The sequence below is a fragment of the Roseovarius azorensis genome (assembly GCF_900109455.1).
Lineage (GTDB): Bacteria > Pseudomonadota > Alphaproteobacteria > Rhodobacterales > Rhodobacteraceae > Roseovarius > Roseovarius azorensis.
Window position 1 is genome coordinate 1 of sequence record NZ_FOAG01000006.1, and the last position, 17,540, is coordinate 17,540.

Here is a 17,540-nt window from a genome sequence, read left to right on the forward strand (position 1 = left end):
TGGACATTACGAGAAATAGCGACAACCTTGCCTCGGGGCGCAAAACAGGAACGGGCACGGGCAGTTTGGACAGGCTGAACGATCTGGCGATGGCGTATCGCCTGCGGTGGAAACGCCGCCGTCTGCTCTGGCGCAGCCTGCGCAAGCGGCGGCAACTGACGCCGGTCATCGACCGCACGGCGCAGATCGCGCCGGATGACATCCTGGGTCTCAGCACGGTGCGCAACGAGGCGCTGCGCCTGCCCTATTTTCTGAACCATCACCGGCGGTTGGGTGTGAGGCATTTCCTGATCGTCGACAATGCCAGCGATGACGGCACGCGCGAATTTCTGACCGCGCAACCGGATGTCTCGCTCTGGGTCACGGACCACAGTTACAAGCGGTCGCGCTTTGGCGTCGACTGGCTGACGTGGTTGCAGATGCGGCATGCGCACGGGCATTGGTGCCTGACGCTGGATGCCGACGAATGCCTGATCTATCCCCATTGGGAGACCCGCCCGCTGCCCGCGCTCTGCGCCTGGCTGGAATGTCGGGGGCGAGAGTCCTTTGGCGCGCTGATGCTGGACATGTATCCCAAGGGGCGGCTGGGCGAGCATTCCTATCACGCGGGCGATGATCCATTCGGGACACTGTCCTGGTTTGATGCGGGCAACTACATGATCCGGCGCAAGAGCGACCTGGGGAACCTCTGGATCCAAGGCGGCGCGCGCGCGCGGGCGTTCTTTGCTCAGGACCCACGCCGCGCGCCGACGATGGGCAAGGTGCCGCTGGTGAAATGGAACCGCCGCTATGCCTATGTCAGCTCGACACATGCGCTGCTGCCCCGGCGGCTGAATCATGTCTATGACGATCGGGGGGGCGAGATCACGTCGGGCGTTCTGCTGCACAGCAAGTTCCTGAACACGGTGGTCGAACGTGCGGGTGTGGAGAAACAGCGGCAGGAGCATTTCGCCAACAGCCCGCTTTATGACGCCTATTACGACGCGCTGACCGGAGACCCCGATCTGTGGAGTGCGCATTCCACGCGCCTGACCGGCTGGCGACAGCTTGAGGCGATGGGTCTCATGTCGCGCGGCGGCTGGGTCTAACCGATGGCGCGCATCAGCGCATGATGCCGCGCCAGATAGGCGGCGCGGGTTTCGGTCGGCGGGCGCAGTTCGATCGTCAGATCGCCGATCACCTTCGGGTCCGGCTTGCCAAAGAACCGGTCCGCCTCGGCCACGGTAAAGCCCGCGATTTCGGTCGCTTCCATCCAGGCGCTGATCTTGTCAGCCTTCTTGATCAGTTTCCTGGTCTCAGCCGGGATCGTCGCGGGCAGGCCGAAACGGATGTGAATTGCCGCCGAAAGCCGTTTGTCGAGATCGTCATAGCCCGGTCCGACCGCGTTCTTGACCGGGGAAATCATGTCGCCGATCACGTATTCGGGCGCGTCATGCAACAGCGCCGCCAGCGACCATCGCGCGGATGCACGAGGGGCAAGCCGGATAAAGAGCCGTTCGACCAGCAGCGAATGCTCGGCCACCGAATAGGCGAAATCGCCCACTGTTTGCCCGTTCCAGCGGGCGACAAAGCTGAGTCCGTGGGCGATATCCTCGATCTCGATATCGACGGGCGTGGGATCGAGCAGGTCGAGCCTGCGGCCCGAGAGCATCTTTTGCCAGGCGCGGGGTTTGGGCATGGGGCCTCCGGGTCTGTGGATGCTTCTGACTAGCCGGAGTTGACGGGATTTGCAAAGCGCTCCGCAATTGCCGCCAAGAGCGGTGAATCCGCGCGTGCGGCCAGGAAATTGTAGCCTTTGTAAGGATCGGTCTTGAGCGCGCGGATTGTGGCGGTGTCGGGCATCGGGGCAAGCCCGGCTTCGATGGAATAGATCCGCATGCCGGGCAGACCCAGCAGATGCGCGCTGACCGTGCAGGCGGGGTCGTTGCCGTGATCCTCGTAAATCAGCACCGCGCCCTGCGCCAGTGCGCGGGCGGCGCCCGATATGGCCGCCACCTCCGCGCCCTCGACATCGAGCTTGATGAGGGCGGCAATCCCCTCTTGCACCAGGTCGTCGATGGCCAGCGTTGGCACGCTCTCTGTCCGGTCCCTTGCGCCCGGCGGCGCATCGCCCATCAGCCGCGCCGAGGCGTGGCTGAGATGGGTGTTGACGAAGGTGAGTATCTCGCCGGATCTCGCATGAATGGCAGCGTGGTGGAGCGACACGTTGTGCAGTCTCGAGGCGTTTCCATACAGTTCGGCAAAGGTCGTCTCTGACGCCTCGACCGCGATCACCTGATCGAACAGCGGCGCGGCGCGGGTGGTCCAGTAGCCCTTGTTGGCCCCCAGGTCGCAAAAGAGCGGTGTGGCCTCGCGCGCAGCTGTCAGCACCCGGGCCACTTCGGGCTCGTAGGGCGCATGATAGAGGGCAAAGCGCGTCCAGTAGCCGTCGTTGAGGGCAATCCGATAGGGGGCGGCGCCGTCGGCATGAAGGAAAACGGCATTCTCGGGGTGGAACACCCTGCCCAGCCCGCGTGCGAAGCGGCCATAAAGACCGCGCGTCACGGCAAGCCGGAAGAGCCCCATCAGCAGCGCATGTTGCAAGCGGGCGGAAGGGCCGGAAAAGGTGAGGCGGCGAGGCGCTGTCATGGCGGCAGAGGTAGTGACAGCAGGGTCCGGACGCAAACCCAAAACACCGCGACCACACGCGCTTGTGTGTCGATTTTTAGTGCGCGGATGACTTGGCATCCCCAGATTCAGTATGTGGAAACCGGCGCATCAGCGCCCTGCATCAAGGAGAATACCCATGTTCAAACGTCTCTTCTGCACTGCTCTGGTATTCGGCGCGGCGGCGCTTGCCCCGCCAGCCCATGCCCAGGGTATCACCTGCCTGCCGCGCGAGTCGCTGGTCGAGCGGCTGGAGAACCGCTACAAGGAGCATCTGATCGGCGGCGGCCTGCAGAACCCGCAACAATTGCTGGAGGTCTGGGCCTCTGGCGAGACGGGCAGTTTCACTGTCTTTGTCACCCGGCCCGATGGTGTCAGCTGTATCGTGGCCACCGGGCAGCACTGGAATGACGGTCCGCGCGCCACCCCCGAAGGCGTCGCCGGCTAATCGCGCATTGCCGATCCGGGGGGTGAATGCTATCTGCCTTGCGAAATCGTATCAGCAAGGAGCCACCCCAGATGGCAAAGGATTACATCGTCAAGGACATCGGCCTGGCGGCGTTCGGGCGCAAGGAACTGGATATTGCGGAAACCGAAATGCCCGGGCTGATGGCCTTGCGCAAGGAATATGGCGCGACCAGGCCGCTGAAGGGCGCGCGCATCGCGGGCAGTCTGCACATGACCATTCAGACCGCTGTGCTGATCGAGACGCTGGTGGAACTGGGGGCCGATGTGCGTTGGGCGTCCTGCAACATTTTCTCTACTCAGGACCACGCGGCAGCGGCGATTGCCGAGGGTGGAACGCCGGTATTCGCGATCAAGGGCGAGTCGCTGGAGGAATACTGGGACTATGCCGACCGGATTTTCCAGTTTCCCGAGGGCGGCGCCAACATGATCCTCGACGATGGCGGCGATGCCACGCTCTATATCCTGATGGGCGCGCGGGTCGAGGAGGGCGAGACCGATCTGATCGCAACCCCCACCTCCGAGGAAGAGGTTGCCCTTTTCGCGCAGATCAGGAAGCGTATGCAGCAAAGCCCCGGCTGGTTCGTGAAACAGCGCCACATGATCAAGGGCGTGTCCGAGGAGACCACCACCGGCGTGCATCGTCTCTACAAGATGATGGAAAAGGGGCATCTGCCGTTTCCGGCGATCAACGTCAATGACTCTGTCACCAAGTCGAAATTCGACAACAAGTATGGCTGCAAGGAAAGTCTGGTGGACGGCATCCGCCGCGCCACCGATACGATGATGGCGGGCAAGGTCGCCGTGGTCTGCGGCTATGGCGACGTGGGCAAGGGCAGCGCCGCGTCGTTGCGCGGCGCGGGTGCGCGCGTCAAGGTGACCGAGGTCGATCCCATTTGCGCACTTCAGGCGGCGATGGACGGGTTCGAGGTGGTCGTGCTGGAGGATGTGATCAACACCGCCGATATCTTCATCACCACTACCGGCAACAAGGACGTGATCCGCATCGAGCACATGCGCGAGATGAAGGACATGGCGATCGTCGGCAATATCGGCCATTTCGACAACGAAATTCAGGTGGCCAGCCTCAAGAACCACAAATGGACCAATATCAAGGACCAGGTGGACATGATCGAGATGCCCTCGGGCAACCGGATCATCCTGCTGTCGGAGGGGCGTCTGCTGAATCTTGGCAATGCCACGGGCCACCCATCGTTCGTGATGTCTGCGTCTTTCACCAATCAGGTTCTGGCGCAGATCGAACTCTGGACCAAGGGCGATGCCTACAGGAACGAGGTCTATGTCCTGCCCAAGCATCTGGATGAAAAGGTGGCGCGCCTGCATCTGGACCGGATCGGCGTCAAGCTGACCCAACTGCGCCCTGATCAGGCCGACTATATCGGAGTAAGCCCCGACGGCCCGTTCAAGCCTGAGCAATATCGCTACTGAGCGCATCATTGCTATGCCCGATCCGCACCCGCTGGCCATGGCTGGCGGGTGTTTTTGTTCGGGAGGCTGACGAGGCGAAGGCCGTGGCAATTTTCCCTTTGAGCGTGAATGATCTGTCGTTATCGTTCCCTTGGCACCTGTTTCGGGGCTTGATTAATAGATAATCCGGCTGTCAGCCGTGCATTAGGGAGAAAATTTATGGGAAAACGTGACGATCTTATTGCTCAATATGCGGATGACCTGCGCAGGAAATGTGGGATGGAGCCGGATATGGATCTGCTGACCAAGGTCACAATTGGTTGTGGTCCCGCGATTTACGATGCCGATGCCTCGACTGTCGCGGGCACTCAGCCGTCCGAACTGGAAACCGTAAAGAACAATTTTCTGATCAGGAAACTTGGTCTTGCCGACAGCCCCGCCCTGATGGATGCGATCAATCTGGTGATCGAAACCTACGGCAAATCCGAACGTAACAAGTATCGCGCGGTGGTCTACTACATGCTGACCAAGCATTTCGGCAAGGAATCCGTTTTCCGCTGATCCCCGGATCCAGCCGCACCGCCGATGCGGCGGGCGTCAGGGCGCTGACACCCCCGGCTTTTTCTGGCGGTGGTGGGCGTTGGCAGGCTTGCGGGTTGAGTCCTGTCGCGCCTCCTGCACCCGACCCTCGTCACCTTCGTGCCATGACATGTCATATATGACATGTCATCCGGGGCGGGTAATGACCCCTGCGGTTATCCCCGGCAGAGGGCGCTGTGTTGGAAAATCCGCCGTCTGAGTCCCGTCCGCACGCCTCTCGGACTATGGAACGTCCGGTACATCCTGCACCCGACCCTTGTCACCTTCCTGCCATGAAATGTCGCGCTACTCCGGTCATCTCCGGCGGGGGCAGCGCCCGGAGGTTCCCGTCCGTCCTCTGTCGGTTTGCCAACCGTTCAGCCGATCCTGGCCGGCGTTACCCCGGCGCGGACTGTCAGCCCGATGCCGGCCGATCCGGCGGGCGTTTCCATCCCCTCAGGACGCGCTGCGCAGGTCGCCCACATCCAGAACCGGCGAGGCGTCGATGGTTTCGGCGTCGAGCATCGTCGCCACACGTTCGAGCGAGGCGACGAGCTGTGCCTGTTCCCAATCCTCGAGGGCCTCGAACTTGCGCACGTAGCGCTGTTGCAGCGCATCGGGCGCGCGGCGGATCGTGTTACGGCCAGCCTCGGTGATGACGATGTTGGTCTGGCGGCGATCCGTCTCGGATTTCTCGCGCAGGACCACGCCGTGTTTCACCAGCTTGTCCACAAGCGCGGTTACCGTCGCCTGCGATACCCGCATCTGGCTGGCGATCTCGGTCGCCGTGCAACTGCCCCGGTCCGCGACGATCTGCAGAACCCGGAATTGCACGGCCGTCAGCCCGGCGGCATTGGCCAGTTTGCGCCCGTATATCTCGGTCGCGCGCAGAATGCGGCGCAGGGCGATCAGGCTTTGGTCTGTGCGGTCCATGCGGGCCCCTTTCGTGATGGCCGTTATGGTCGCAAAGCTGTCGCTCAATTGCAATTTCATTCCTCCGGTGCAAATTAATTTAGTTAGCTAATTAAATATATAGAGCATTTTTGCTCAAAAAGTAAGAATTTTGCGATAATTTGCGCAAATTACACCAAGTGAATCATCAAGGTTGATTTCCAAGGTGGCTTATTATATTTAGTAAAACGAAGCAAATAGAGAGGTCATACCACCGATGCGACATGCAATGGAGATGTTTCGGAAAGCTCTGCCAACCCTGCGCAAACCGTCTTCCGAGGATGGCGCGGCGATCTGGGAGCTGATCCGGGCCTGCAAGCCGCTCGACGAGAATTCGATGTATTGCAACCTGATCCAATGCGATCATTTTCGCGATACCTGCATCGTGGCCGAGCTGAATGGCGAGATTGTCGGCTGGGTGTCAGGCTATATCCTTCCCGACGATCCCGAGACGCTGTTCGTCTGGCAGGTGGCCGTGTCGGAGAAGGCGCGGGGCACCGGCCTTGGCACGCTGATGCTGCGTGGCCTTCTGTCGCGCGAAAACTGCAGGGATGTGGCGCGGCTGCAGACCACGATCACCCGTGATAATGCCGCGAGCTGGGCACTCTTTCGCAAGTTCAGCGATCTCAACGACGGCGAACTGTCGAGCACGCCCTATTTCTCGAAATCGCTGCATTTCAACGATCTGCACGATACCGAATACATGGTCACCATCGCCATGAAGGAGCGGATGAAAAAGGCGGCCTGATCACAGGCCACCTGCCCGCCCTATTCCCCAATCACACAAAGGAACACATCATGCCGACTGAACAGTCAGCCGATCTTGCTATTTTCGAGCGCCGCGAATCCGAGGCGCGCAGCTATTGCCGCAGCTTTCCCAAATCCTTCGTCAAGGCGAAAGGCGCGGAACTGACCACCGCCGACGGGCGCACCTATATCGACTTTCTGGCGGGGTGTTCCTCGCTTAACTACGGGCACAATGACCCGGACATGCAGGCTGCGCTGATTGAGCATATCACCGCCGACGGAATCACCCATGGCCTGGACATGCACAGCGATGCCAAGGCCGGTTTCCTGACCGCGTTCGAGGAAATCATCCTGAAACCGCGCGGCATGGACTACAAGGTGATGATGACCGGCCCCACCGGCACCAACGCGGTCGAGGCCGCGATGAAGCTGGCGCGCAAGGTCACGGGGCGGCGCAACATCATTGCCTTTACCAACGGGTTTCACGGCATGACCATGGGTGCGCTGGCCGCGACCGGCAACGCGGGCAAGCGCACGGGGGCGGGGCCGGTGTCGCTCAACGACGTGTCGCGCATGCCCTATGAAGGTGCGTTCGGCGAGGGTGTGGACAGCCTGCACATCATCGCGGAAATGCTGTCGAACCCGTCGAGCGGGATCGACGCGCCCGCTGCGTTCATCATCGAGCCGGTGCAGGGCGAGGGCGGGCTGAACGCCGCCTCGACCGCCTTCATGCAGGGGATCGCACGGCTGGCCAAAGAGCATGGCGCGCTGCTGATCGTCGATGACATTCAGGCGGGGTGCGGGCGCACCGGCACCTTCTTCAGCTTCGAGGAGATGGGGATAGAGCCGGATCTGATTCCGATGGCGAAATCGTTTTCCGGGATGGGCCTGCCCTTTGCCGCGCTGCTGATCAGGCCCGAGCATGACATCTGGGGCCCGGCAGAGCATAACGGCACGTTTCGCGGCAATACCCATGCCTTTGTCACCGCGCGGGTGGCGCTGGAGAAGTTCTGGAAGGACGACGTGTTCCAGAAATCCATCGCCGCAAAATCCGCGATGCTGCGCGAGGGGTTGCAACTGATTGCCAACGAGATCCCCGGCGCGCGGCTCAAGGGGCGGGGCATGATGCAGGGGGTTGATGTCGGTTCCGGCACCCTGGCCGGCGAGATTTGCGCACGCGCCTTTGAAAAAGGGCTTATCATCGAAACCTCGGGTGCATCCGACGAGGTGGTCAAGGTTCTGGCGCCGCTGACGACGCCCGAGGCAACCTTTCGCAAGGGGCTGAACATCCTGCTGGATGCCGCCCGCGATGTAACGGCAACAACCAGATTTGCAGCGGAGTAACGCCATGATTGTCAGGGATTTCAACAAGATCATCGAGCAGGAGCGTGAGCGCGTCGTCTCGGACGCGCAATGGTCCAGCGTGCGGATGCTGCTTGCGGATGACGGGATGGGGTTTTCGTTCCACATCACGTTCCTCGAGCCGGGATCGGAGCACACGTTCGAATACAAGAACCACTTCGAGAGCGTCTATTGCATGCAGGGCAAAGGCTCGATCACCGATCTGGCCACGGGCGAGACCCATGAAATCAAGCCCGGCGTGATGTATGCGCTGGACAAGCACGATCGCCACATCCTGCGTGCCGATGAAGAACTGGTGATGGCCTGCGTCTTCAATCCGCCGGTGACCGGCAAGGAAGTGCATCAGGCAGATGGATCCTACGCGCTGGCAAGCGCCTGACAAAAGGGCCCGGGCCGCCCGTCCGGGTAGAGGATATGAAATTTCCGGAACACACCGTCGAAAAGATCGGCGGCACATCCATGAGCCGCGTGGCCGAGTTGCTGAACACGCTCTTTGTCGGCGACCGCGAGCGCGGGAGGCTCTATCACCGCATCTTTGTGGTTTCGGCCTTTGGCGGGATCACGAACCTGTTGCTGGAGCACAAGAAATCCGGGCAGCCGGGTGTTTATGCGCGGTTTGCCAATGGTGACGACGATCATGGCTGGCTGGATGCGCTGACCGAGGTGGGGCGCGCGATGGCTGAGGCGCATGGTGACATCCTGGCGCATCCGGGTGATCGTGGCATGGCCGATGAATTCGTCCGCGAACGGATCGAGGGGGCGCGGTCGTGCCTGTTTGACCTGCAACGACTGTGCTCTTACGGGCATTTCCGCCTGAGCGATCACATGCTGGTCATCCGCGAATTGCTGTCCGGGCTGGGCGAGGCGCATTCGGCCTTTGTCACCACGCTTCTGCTACAGCGGGCGGGGGTGAATGCGCGGTTCATCGACCTGAGCGGCTGGCGCGACGAGGCCGAGCATACGCTGTCCGAACGGATCGCGGCGGGGCTGGACGATGTGGACCTGTCCAGCGAGATGCCGATCGTCACCGGCTATGCGCAATGCACCGAAGGGCTGATGCGCGAGTTTGACCGGGGCTATTCCGAGGTGACATTCGCGCGGATCGCTGCCCATACGGGGGCGAAAGAGGCGATCATTCACAAGGAATTTCACCTGTCCTCGGCCGATCCCAGGCTGGTCGGCGAAGAGGCCGTGCGCAAGCTGGGCCATACGAATTACGACGTCGCGGACCAGTTGTCGAACCTCGGGATGGAGGCGATCCACCCCAAGGCGGCCAAGACGCTGCGCCAGGCGGATGTGGCGCTGCGGGTGACCAATGCCTTTGATCCGGGCGATCCGGGCACGCTGATCGACGATCAGCCGACCGATAGCCCGAGCGTGGAGATCGTGACGGGGTTGAAGGTTGTGGCGCTGGAACTGTTCGAGCAGGATATGGTTGGCGTCAAAGGCTATGACGCGGCCATTCTGGAGGCGCTCAAGCGGCACAATGTCTGGATCGTGTCCAAGACTTCCAACGCCAACACGATCACGCATTATGTCCATGCCTCGCTCAAGCTGGTGCGGCGTGTGGCGCGCGATCTGGAAGAGATCTATCCCTCCGCCAGGGTCTCGGCGCGCACGCTCTCGGTGGTTTCGCCCATCGGGCGGGATCTGACGGGGCTCAAGGTGCTGAGCCGGGGACTCGCCGCGCTGGAGGAAGCGGGAATCGAGGTGATCGCCGCGCATCAGACGCCGCGCAGCGTGGATGTGCAGTTCGTGCTGGCGGCCACGGACATGGAGACGGGTATCACCGCATTGCACCGTGTGCTGATAGAGGGGGACGCGACGCATCTCCCGAGAAAGGCCGCCTGATCGGGGGATCATCCGGTCAGGCCGGATGATGACAGGGATCGGGGCGGAAGCGGTCCGTCACCTGCCCCGTCATCCCCGGGCTTGACCCGCAGATCCCTGCCGCATCGCAACCTGCCGGAACACAGGATTGGTCAAGTTTGTCAGAAATGCACGACATTCGTCAGTTGGTGAAGCCGCACATCTGGAGTATTCTCGGGATGTGCGGGCCAGTATGGCCGATACCTTATCAGTTACACGTGTGGTGCGCCGGGAGCACGTGGGTGGCGGAGGGTGTCGGTTTGCGCCGACATCCTCCGTTCGCGTTTCGGGGGAGGTTCAGGCCGTCAACCCGGCCAGCCCGCAAATCACGCGCCATTCCTCTGCCGTGACCGGCTGAACCGAGAGGCGCGAGTTCTTCACCAGCACCATGTCGGCAAGGCGCGGGTCGGACTTGATCGTTTCAAGCGTGACGGGGGTTCTGGCCGTCTCGAGCGCCCTGATATCCACGCATTCCCAGCGGGGATCGTCCGCCTTGCTGTCGGGATGCGCCTCGGCGATCACCTCGACGGTGCCGACCACGGCCTTTTCAGACTGGCTGTGGTAGAAGAAGCCCCGGTCGCCCACGGCCATCTCGCGCATGAAATTGCGGGCCTGATAGTTACGCACGCCGTCCCATTCCTCGCCCGCGTCACCCCTGGCCAGCTGATCCTGCCAGCCCCAGGTCGAGGGTTCGGATTTGAACAGCCAGTAGCGCATCAGATCACCTTTTTCCATGGGATCAGCTCGACCCCGGAAAACAGCCCGGCCCTGGCGTAGGGATCATTCGCGGCCCAGTCCTGTGCGGCCTGCATATCCGCGACATCGAGGATGATCAGCGAGCCGATCATCTCGCCGCCCTCGTTCAGCAGCGGACCGGCCTGAGACACCACGCCGGTGTCCTTGAGATAGGCGATATGCGCCTCGCGGTTGTCGAGGCGGGTTTGCAGGGCACCGGGTTTGTCGCGGGCAATCAGGGCAATCAGCATCATTCTTCCTTCAGTGGTCGTGAGAGCAACATATCCATCGCCTGATGCACACGCAATTCGCCTTTGACAAGGGATGTGACCGCCTGCGTGACAGGCATGTCGAGTTCAAGCGACCGGGCGCGGTGCAGCACGGCATGGGCGGTGGCTATGCCTTCGACGGTGACGGCGGGATCGAACCCGACGCCGCGCCCGATGCTCTGGCCATAGCGGTAGTTGCGCGACTGATCCGAGGTGCAGGTCAGCGCCAGATCGCCAAGGCCCGAGAGACCCGCCAATGTCTCGGGACGCGCGCCGAGCGCATGGGCCAGGCGGTTCATCTCGGCAAAGCCGCGGGTCATCAGGGCGGCGCGCGCGCTCTCGCCCAGCCCGGCACCCATTACCGCGCCGCAGGCAATGGCGATTACGTTCTTGAGCGCGCCGCCCAGTTCCGCGCCGATGGTGTCGGTGGTCCGGTAGAGACGGAGAGTCCGGGTCGTGAGAACTGTCTGAAGCGTTTTGCCTGTTGCGTCGTCTGCGCAGGCGAGCGTGAGCGCGGTCGGCAGGCCCAGAGCGATGTCGCGGGCAAAGCTGGGGCCGGTGAGGATGGCCGGGATGGTCCCGGGACAGGTGCGGGCGATGAGCGCGGTGGGGCCAAGGCCGGTGGTCAGATCCATGCCCTTGCAGCAGGCGACGAGGGGACGATGCGCGAGAGCCGTGGCGTGATCCCGCAGAAAGCCGCCGAGCGTCTGCATCGGCATTGCCAGCAGGCAGGGCGTATCGCCGCCGTGAACCGGGCCGGTTGCGATGGTGATCGTATCCGGCAGTGATACACCGGGCAGGCGGCGGGCGTTCTGGCGGCTGGCCTGCATCTCTGCCGCGTGATCCGGGTCGCGGGCCCAGAGGGTGACGGACCCGTTCTGCGCCAGGGAGATCGCCAGCGCCGTGCCGAATGCCCCTGCACCACAGATCAGAATCATGCCTTGGCACCCTTCCTGCCGCTGCCCAGCATGGCAGGGCTGGTCTGATCCAGCGGCCAGCGGGGGCGGGCGACGAGGGTCATGTCATCGCGTCGGCCAAGAGCAAGGAGTTCGCCCCCCGCATAGGCGATCATCGCGGCATTGTCGGTGCAGAGCGCCAGAGGCGGCGCAACAAAGCGTGCGCCGATTTCGGAGGCGACGGTTTCCAATCCCAGGCGGATCGTGGCATTTGCCGCCACCCCGCCGGCTACGGCAAGCACCGGCTGTGCCGGGGTGTCGTCGAGATAGGCGGCAAGCGCGCGGCGGGTTTTCTCGGCCAGAACATCGCGCACCGACGCCTGAAACCCGGCGCAGAGATCGGCGCGGTCCTGCCGGGTGAGACCGGAATTTTCAGCCACAATCGTGTCGCGAGCCCGCAGCAGGGCGGTTTTCAGCCCGGAAAAGGACATGTCGCAGCCGGGACGGTCCAGCAGCGGACGGGGAAAGCGAAATCGTGCCTCATCCCCCGACAAGGCCTCGCGTTCGACCATCGGCCCGCCCGGCTGTGGCAGGCCTAGAAGGCGCGCAACCTTGTCGAACGCTTCGCCTGGGGCGTCGTCGATGGTGCCGCCAAGGCGGGTGAAATCGTCTGCCCCGCGCACGATCAGAAACTGGCAATGCCCGCCTGACACCAGCAGCATCAGGTATGGATAGGCCACCTGATCCGTCAGGCGTGGGGTCAGTGCATGACCGGCCAGATGGTTGACGCCGACGAGCGGCAGACCGGTGCCCGCCGCGATTCCCTTGGCGCACATCACGCCTGCGATCACCCCGCCGATCAGACCCGGTCCGGCGGTCACGGCCACCGCCTCCACATCCGCCAGCGTCATGCCCGCCCGCATCAGCGCCTCGCGCACGCATGTGTCGAGTTTCTCGGCATGCGCGCGCGCCGCGATTTCGGGCACGACCCCGCCGAACCCGGCATGCAGCGCGGTTTGGCCAAGGACGACCGACGACAGGATTTGCGCCGGGCCATCCGGTTCCATGCGCAGGAGTGCGGCGGCGGTGTCGTCGCAGCTGCTCTCCAGGCCAAGGATGGTCAGCGGGGGGGGCATCGTGCCTCGCCTGTTGCTTGATGGGTGCTTGGCAGGTAACACCGATTACATCAGGCAACAACTCTGGACAGCGGATGACCGTGACGATCCTGATCACCCGGCCCGAACCCGAGGCCAGCCGGTTTGCCGATCAGGTCCGGGCCAGCCTTGGCGATGCGGTGACGATCCTCTGCGCGCCGGTGATGCGGATCGCCTATCGCGGTGTCTTGCCTGACCTGAGCGGGAATGAGGTGTTGATCTTTACGTCACGCCATGGTGTCGCAGGGTTCTGCCGCCTGACCGACCGGCGTGATCTGGCGTGCTATGCCGTGGGCGATGCGACGGCTGTGGCGGCGCAGGAGGCGGGGCTGCGTGCGGTCTCTGCCGGAGGCGATGCCGGGGCGTTGCTGGCGCGCATCGCCGATGACGGATGCTCGGGGCCGTTCCTGCATCTGCGGGGGGCGCATGTTGCCGCGGATATCGTGGGCGCGTTGCGCAGGGCAGGGCATGTGGCGCAGGATGCGGTGGTCTATGACCAGATCGCGACGGATCTGAACCGCGTGGCACGCGATTGCCTTGTCGGGGCAGGGCCGGTTATTCTGCCGTTGATGTCGCCGCGCAGCGCGCGACTGTTCTTTGAGCAGGCCCGCGCGGCGACGGCACCGCTGCTTGTCGCGGCGATCAGCCGCAAGGTGGCCGAAATGGTGCCCGAAGGCGTGGCCCTGGCCGTTCAGACTGCCAAAACGCCGGATGCTGAGGGTATCCTCGATGTTTTGCATGGTCTGGTGGAGCGGGCCAAGCGGCTTGAGGGTGGAAAACACGCGCAGTAAGGTCAAATGGACATCAGGCGCGGCAAGATTCGAAAAGGTGACAACTCGTGGCGAACACAAGGAAACCTGCAAAGGACAAGGCAGAGGCTGACGCTACGCCTGAAACCGAGGCACCGATTACCGACGATACGCCGAATTCAGGGGATCACACGGCCTCTGCCCGGCCTGCGGATGAAACCAGCGGCGCGGCGCAGAAGGCACCCGGCAAAAAACCGCAAACCCCCGACGTTGCGGGCCGAACCGCCCCTGAGGGGTCTTACCCTGACCCCGTCCCGGACGAGACACCCGATGCCCCCGCCGGACAGGACGACCGCCCGCAATCCGAAACACCCGCGCCGGTGGTGACGACCGAACAGGTCATCGTGCGACAGGGTGGTTTCTGGGCGATGTTGCTGGGCGGGGTCGCTGCTGCCGGGATCGGCGTCTTGGCTGCGTCCTATGTTCTACCGTCTCAATGGTTCGAAACCGACGCTTCGGGGGTTGAGGCGCGTGTCAATCAGGAGCTTGCGGCACTGGACCAACGGCTGAACGATCTGAATGCGCAGATCGGGGGAATGTCGCTGCCGCCCGATCTGAGTGGCGAGGTTGACGGGCTTGGCGAAACCCTGGCCGTCCTGACCAAGCAGATGTCGGCCCTAGAGGCGCGTATCGCCACGCTGGAGAAACGCCCCCAACCGGAAACGAATGACGGTGTGTCAGAGGCCGAGTTGCAAGACCTGCGCGCAATGCTGGAGGCGCAGCGCGCCGAGGTTGACGCGCTCAAGGCCGAAGCAGAGGCGAGCGAGGCGGCGGCGCGCGACAGCGCGCGGGCCACGCTGCGCCGGGCCGCGCTGACCCGCATCCTGACCGCGCTTGACAGTGGCAACGATTTCGCGACCGCCCTGGCCGATCTGCGCGAAACCGGGGTGGAGGTGCCCGCCGCCCTTGCCGACATGGCCGAAACCGGTGTGCCGACACAGGCCATGCTGACCGAACGCTTTCCGGACGCCGCGCGCGCGGCATTGGCCGAGGCCCGTTTGGCAAGCGGCGAGGAAACGGCAGGGCTGGGCGGATTTCTCAAGAGCCAGCTCGGCCTGCGGTCGCTGACCCCGCGTGAGGGCGACGATCCCGACGCGGTGTTGTCGCGGGCCGAGGCGGCTCTGGGCGAGGGTCGGCTTGGCGATGCTCTGGCCGAGATTGAGACCCTGTCCGAGGGCGCGCGCGCGGCACTGGCCGACTGGGCCGATCTGGCCACGCGCCGCAAGGAAGCGCTTATCGCTGCCGAGGAACTGGCCGGGACATTGAATTGAGATAAAAAAGGCGGGCGTCATGCTTTGGTCGATTATCAAGATTGCAGTTTTCATCGCCCTGGTGGCGGCCGTGACACTTGGCGCGAGCTACCTGCTGGAACTTGAAGGCGGCGTGCGCGTCGTCATGGCCGGGGTCGAGATCAACCTCACGCCGCTCAAGGCTGTGATTGCACTGGCGCTGATGGTGCTGGCGATCTGGTTGCTCATGAAAATTGCCGGCATGCTGGTGGCGGTTCTGAAATTCATCAATGGTGATGAAACGGCGCTGTCGCGCTATTTCGACCGCAGCCGACAGGAAAAGGGGTATCGCGCGCTCAGCGAGGGGATGCTGGCGCTGGCCTCCGGCGAGGGAAATCTGGCCATGGCCAAGGCCGCCAAGGCCGAGAAATACCTGCGCAAACCGGCGCTGACCAACCTGATCACGGCGCAGGCGGCAGAGATGTCGGGCGACCGGCGCAAGGCGGAAGAGGTCTACAAACGTCTGCTACAGAACGACAAGACCCGTTTTGTCGGCGTGCATGGTATCCTGCGTCAGAAACTGGCCGCGGGCGACACGGATACGGCGCTGAAGCTGGCGCAGACCGCCTTTGCGCTGAAGCCGCGCCACGCCGAGGTGCAGGATACGCTGTTGCAGTTGCAGGCCGAGAAGCACGACTGGAAAGGCGCGCGCGCGACGCTGGGCGCCAAGCTGAAATACGGCAGCCTGCCGCGCGATGTCCACAAACGCCGCGATGCGGTTCTGGCGCTCTCGGAGGCGCGCGATGTGCTGGACGAGGGCAAGACCATCGAGGCGCGTGAGGCCGCGATCGAGGCCAACCGCCTGTCGCCCGATCTCATTCCGGCGGCGGTGCTGGCGGCGCGCGGCTATGCCGAACAGGGCAACAAGCGCAACGCGCTGCGGGTCATAAACAAGGCCTGGCTGATGCATCCGCATCCCGATCTGGCGGCCGCCTTTGCCGCGATCGAGCCCGACGAGACCCCTGCGCAGCGCCTGAAACGCTTTGCCAAGCTGCTCAAGGTGCATCCCGACAATCGTGAAACCCGGCTGCTGGAGGCCGAGTTGAATCTGGCGGCAGAGGATTTTCCCGCCGCGCGCCGCGCGCTCGGCACATTGGCAGAGATCGAGCCGGACGCCCGCGCGCTGACCATCATGGCGGCCATCGAGCGCGGCGAGGGAGCACCCGACGCGGTGGTCAAGGGCTGGCTGGCGCGCGCGCTCAGCGCGCCGCGCGGACCGCAATGGGTGTGCGACAACTGCCTGCACATCCACTCGGAATGGGCACCGGCCTGCGAGAATTGCCATTCGTTCGATACGCTCAGCTGGCGCTCACCCCCGAGTTCTCCGATCTCTGCGCCGACCGGACTGGAAATGCTGCCGTTGATCGTCGGCTCGGTCGAGGACCGTTCCGGGGACAGCGCGACGGAAGAGGACGATGGGGATGAGCCGCCGGTTGTCGATGCCGAATTCATCACCGAGGATGAAGATACCGACATTCCCCGACAGAACGTTTCCGGTCATTAAAAAGCCCCCGCACCATCGGGCGGGGGCCTTGCCTGTGGTGACCGATGCCCGGCTCAGGCGTTGGGCAGGATCACGATTTCGACGCGGCGGTTCTGAGCCTTGCCCGCAGGGGTCAGGTTGGACGCCACCGGCTGATCCTCGCCCCGGCCAAAGGCCCGGATGCGGTTGAACGGCACACCGCCATCCATCAGCACGGACGCAACGGCATTGGCGCGGCGTTCCGACAGGGACTGGTTATAGCTGGCCGCGCCGTCACTGTCGGTATGGCCGACCACCTGCACCGTGGTGTTGGGATATCTCTGCAGGCTCTGCGCCACCTTGAGCAGGTCGCCGCGCAGACCGGGGGCGACGGTAAAGCTGTCTACCGCGAACAGGATATCCTGCGGCATGGTCAGGATCAGGCGGTCGCCGGTGTTGACGATCTGCACATCGTCGTCAAGCTGTTGGCGCAGTTCCGCCTCTTGCCGGTCCAGAGCGCTGCCGATGGCCGCGCCGCCCGCTGCGCCGATCACGCCGCCGATGATTGCGCCCTTGGCCTTCTTGTCGCTGGCAAGCGCACCGACGCCCGCACCCAGCAGACCGCCCATGACTGCGCCTTGTTTGGCCTTCTGGTTCGGGTCAGTGCCGTTGACATAAGAGGGATCAGTGCAGGCCGCAGCGAGAAAAAGCGCTGTGACGGAAATGCACATCAGGGGTTTGCGTGCTCTGGTCATGAATATTAGCCTCATTGATTAAACCGTCCCGATGGATCGGGTCTGGGGCGATGATATGCAATAACACTGCCTACCCCAAGGCCAAACAAGAGAAAAATCCGGCAGGGCGCACGCAGGTTTCCGC

At 63.3% G+C, this 17,540-nt stretch carries 19 protein-coding genes; 11 read left to right on the forward strand and 8 right to left on the reverse strand.

All coding sequences use genetic code 11. The features are described from left to right. The first annotated feature begins 89 nt into the window (after positions 1 to 89). Positions 90 to 1,088 (forward strand): glycosyltransferase family 2 protein, encoded by a 999-nt coding sequence (locus BSG08_RS10055; RefSeq protein WP_093036740.1) that lies wholly within the window; start codon positions 90 to 92, stop codon positions 1,086 to 1,088. Here BSG08_RS10055 and BSG08_RS10060 read toward each other — a convergent pair. Both BSG08_RS10060 and BSG08_RS10065 read right to left on the reverse strand, forming a co-directional pair. Further along, positions 1,085 to 1,678 carry an HD domain-containing protein gene (locus BSG08_RS10060; protein ID WP_093036044.1) on the reverse strand — a complete coding sequence of 198 codons (594 nt, stop codon included), beginning with the start codon at positions 1,676 to 1,678 and terminating at the stop codon, positions 1,085 to 1,087. The genes BSG08_RS10055 and BSG08_RS10060 overlap by 4 nt on opposite strands. 29 nt (positions 1,679 to 1,707) lie before the next feature. After that, positions 1,708 to 2,565 (reverse strand): FkbM family methyltransferase, encoded by an 858-nt coding sequence (locus BSG08_RS10065; RefSeq protein ID WP_245770658.1) that lies wholly within the window; start codon positions 2,563 to 2,565, stop codon positions 1,708 to 1,710. 220 nt (positions 2,566 to 2,785) lie between these two features. Between BSG08_RS10065 and BSG08_RS10070 the strand changes: the two genes are divergently transcribed. The 3 genes from BSG08_RS10070 to BSG08_RS10080 all read left to right on the forward strand — a co-directional run bounded on the left by BSG08_RS10070 (position 2,786) and on the right by BSG08_RS10080 (position 5,100). Then, positions 2,786 to 3,094 carry a hypothetical protein gene (locus tag BSG08_RS10070; RefSeq protein WP_093036050.1) on the forward strand — a complete coding sequence of 103 codons (309 nt, stop codon included), beginning with the start codon at positions 2,786 to 2,788 and terminating at the stop codon, positions 3,092 to 3,094. A gap of 71 nt (positions 3,095 to 3,165) precedes the next feature. Beyond that, complete coding sequence (ahcY, locus tag BSG08_RS10075) at positions 3,166 to 4,560, forward strand: adenosylhomocysteinase (RefSeq protein ID WP_093036053.1); 1,395 nt, start codon at positions 3,166 to 3,168, stop codon at positions 4,558 to 4,560. Positions 4,561 to 4,758: 198 nt separating this feature from the next. After that, positions 4,759 to 5,100 (forward strand): DUF2853 family protein, encoded by a 342-nt coding sequence (locus tag BSG08_RS10080; RefSeq protein WP_093036056.1) that lies wholly within the window; start codon positions 4,759 to 4,761, stop codon positions 5,098 to 5,100. Positions 5,101 to 5,574: 474 nt separating this feature from the next. On the opposite strand, the gene BSG08_RS10085 is transcribed toward BSG08_RS10080, so the two are convergent. Then, positions 5,575 to 6,051: a MarR family winged helix-turn-helix transcriptional regulator gene (locus BSG08_RS10085; protein WP_093036743.1), complete on the reverse strand. Its 477-nt coding sequence runs from the start codon at positions 6,049 to 6,051 to the stop codon at positions 5,575 to 5,577. A gap of 247 nt (positions 6,052 to 6,298) precedes the next feature. Between BSG08_RS10085 and ectA the strand changes: the two genes are divergently transcribed. The 4 genes from ectA to BSG08_RS10105 are packed head-to-tail and all read left to right on the forward strand — an operon-like array spanning position 6,299 to position 10,029. Continuing rightward, positions 6,299 to 6,817 carry a diaminobutyrate acetyltransferase gene (gene ectA, locus BSG08_RS10090; RefSeq protein WP_093036059.1) on the forward strand — a complete coding sequence of 173 codons (519 nt, stop codon included), beginning with the start codon at positions 6,299 to 6,301 and terminating at the stop codon, positions 6,815 to 6,817. 50 nt (positions 6,818 to 6,867) lie between these two features. Further along, positions 6,868 to 8,160 carry a diaminobutyrate--2-oxoglutarate transaminase gene (ectB, locus tag BSG08_RS10095; RefSeq protein WP_093036062.1) on the forward strand — a complete coding sequence of 431 codons (1,293 nt, stop codon included), beginning with the start codon at positions 6,868 to 6,870 and terminating at the stop codon, positions 8,158 to 8,160. A gap of 4 nt (positions 8,161 to 8,164) precedes the next feature. Next, positions 8,165 to 8,557 carry an ectoine synthase gene (locus tag BSG08_RS10100; protein WP_093036065.1) on the forward strand — a complete coding sequence of 131 codons (393 nt, stop codon included), beginning with the start codon at positions 8,165 to 8,167 and terminating at the stop codon, positions 8,555 to 8,557. 35 nt (positions 8,558 to 8,592) lie between these two features. After that, complete coding sequence (locus BSG08_RS10105; RefSeq protein WP_093036068.1) at positions 8,593 to 10,029, forward strand: aspartate kinase; 1,437 nt, start codon at positions 8,593 to 8,595, stop codon at positions 10,027 to 10,029. A 315-nt stretch (positions 10,030 to 10,344) separates the two neighbouring features. Here the strand turns inward: BSG08_RS10105 and BSG08_RS10110 are convergent, their stop codons facing one another. From BSG08_RS10110 to tsaD, 4 genes are read right to left on the reverse strand one after another with little or no spacing between them, the layout of a single operon-like run. Next, positions 10,345 to 10,764, reverse strand: coding sequence for an EVE domain-containing protein (locus tag BSG08_RS10110; RefSeq protein WP_093036070.1), 420 nt, complete (start codon positions 10,762 to 10,764; stop codon positions 10,345 to 10,347). Next, positions 10,764 to 11,033, reverse strand: coding sequence for a YciI family protein (locus BSG08_RS10115; RefSeq protein ID WP_093036073.1), 270 nt, complete (start codon positions 11,031 to 11,033; stop codon positions 10,764 to 10,766). Before BSG08_RS10115 ends, BSG08_RS10110 begins: the two co-directional genes overlap by 1 nt. Then, positions 11,033 to 11,989: an NAD(P)H-dependent glycerol-3-phosphate dehydrogenase gene (locus BSG08_RS10120; RefSeq protein WP_093036075.1), complete on the reverse strand. Its 957-nt coding sequence runs from the start codon at positions 11,987 to 11,989 to the stop codon at positions 11,033 to 11,035. Before BSG08_RS10120 ends, BSG08_RS10115 begins: the two co-directional genes overlap by 1 nt. Then, positions 11,986 to 13,083 (reverse strand): tRNA (adenosine(37)-N6)-threonylcarbamoyltransferase complex transferase subunit TsaD, encoded by a 1,098-nt coding sequence (gene tsaD, locus BSG08_RS10125; RefSeq protein ID WP_093036078.1) that lies wholly within the window; start codon positions 13,081 to 13,083, stop codon positions 11,986 to 11,988. Before tsaD ends, BSG08_RS10120 begins: the two co-directional genes overlap by 4 nt. Before the next feature lie 74 nt (positions 13,084 to 13,157). On the opposite strand from tsaD, the gene BSG08_RS10130 reads away from it, so the two are divergent. The 3 genes from BSG08_RS10130 to BSG08_RS10140 are packed head-to-tail and all read left to right on the forward strand — an operon-like array spanning position 13,158 to position 16,703. After that, positions 13,158 to 13,892 (forward strand): uroporphyrinogen-III synthase, encoded by a 735-nt coding sequence (locus BSG08_RS10130; RefSeq protein ID WP_093036081.1) that lies wholly within the window; start codon positions 13,158 to 13,160, stop codon positions 13,890 to 13,892. A gap of 47 nt (positions 13,893 to 13,939) precedes the next feature. Then, the gene (locus BSG08_RS10135) at positions 13,940 to 15,181 is read left to right on the forward strand and encodes a hypothetical protein (RefSeq protein WP_093036084.1); all 1,242 of its coding nucleotides are present in this window, start codon (positions 13,940 to 13,942) and stop codon (positions 15,179 to 15,181) included. A 19-nt stretch (positions 15,182 to 15,200) separates the two neighbouring features. Then, positions 15,201 to 16,703 carry a heme biosynthesis protein HemY gene (locus tag BSG08_RS10140; protein ID WP_093036087.1) on the forward strand — a complete coding sequence of 501 codons (1,503 nt, stop codon included), beginning with the start codon at positions 15,201 to 15,203 and terminating at the stop codon, positions 16,701 to 16,703. A 53-nt stretch (positions 16,704 to 16,756) separates the two neighbouring features. Here the strand turns inward: BSG08_RS10140 and BSG08_RS10145 are convergent, their stop codons facing one another. Further along, the gene (locus BSG08_RS10145; RefSeq protein WP_093036090.1) at positions 16,757 to 17,416 is read right to left on the reverse strand and encodes a YiaD family glycine zipper/OmpA-like lipoprotein; all 660 of its coding nucleotides are present in this window, start codon (positions 17,414 to 17,416) and stop codon (positions 16,757 to 16,759) included. Positions 17,417 to 17,540 lie beyond the last annotated feature (124 nt).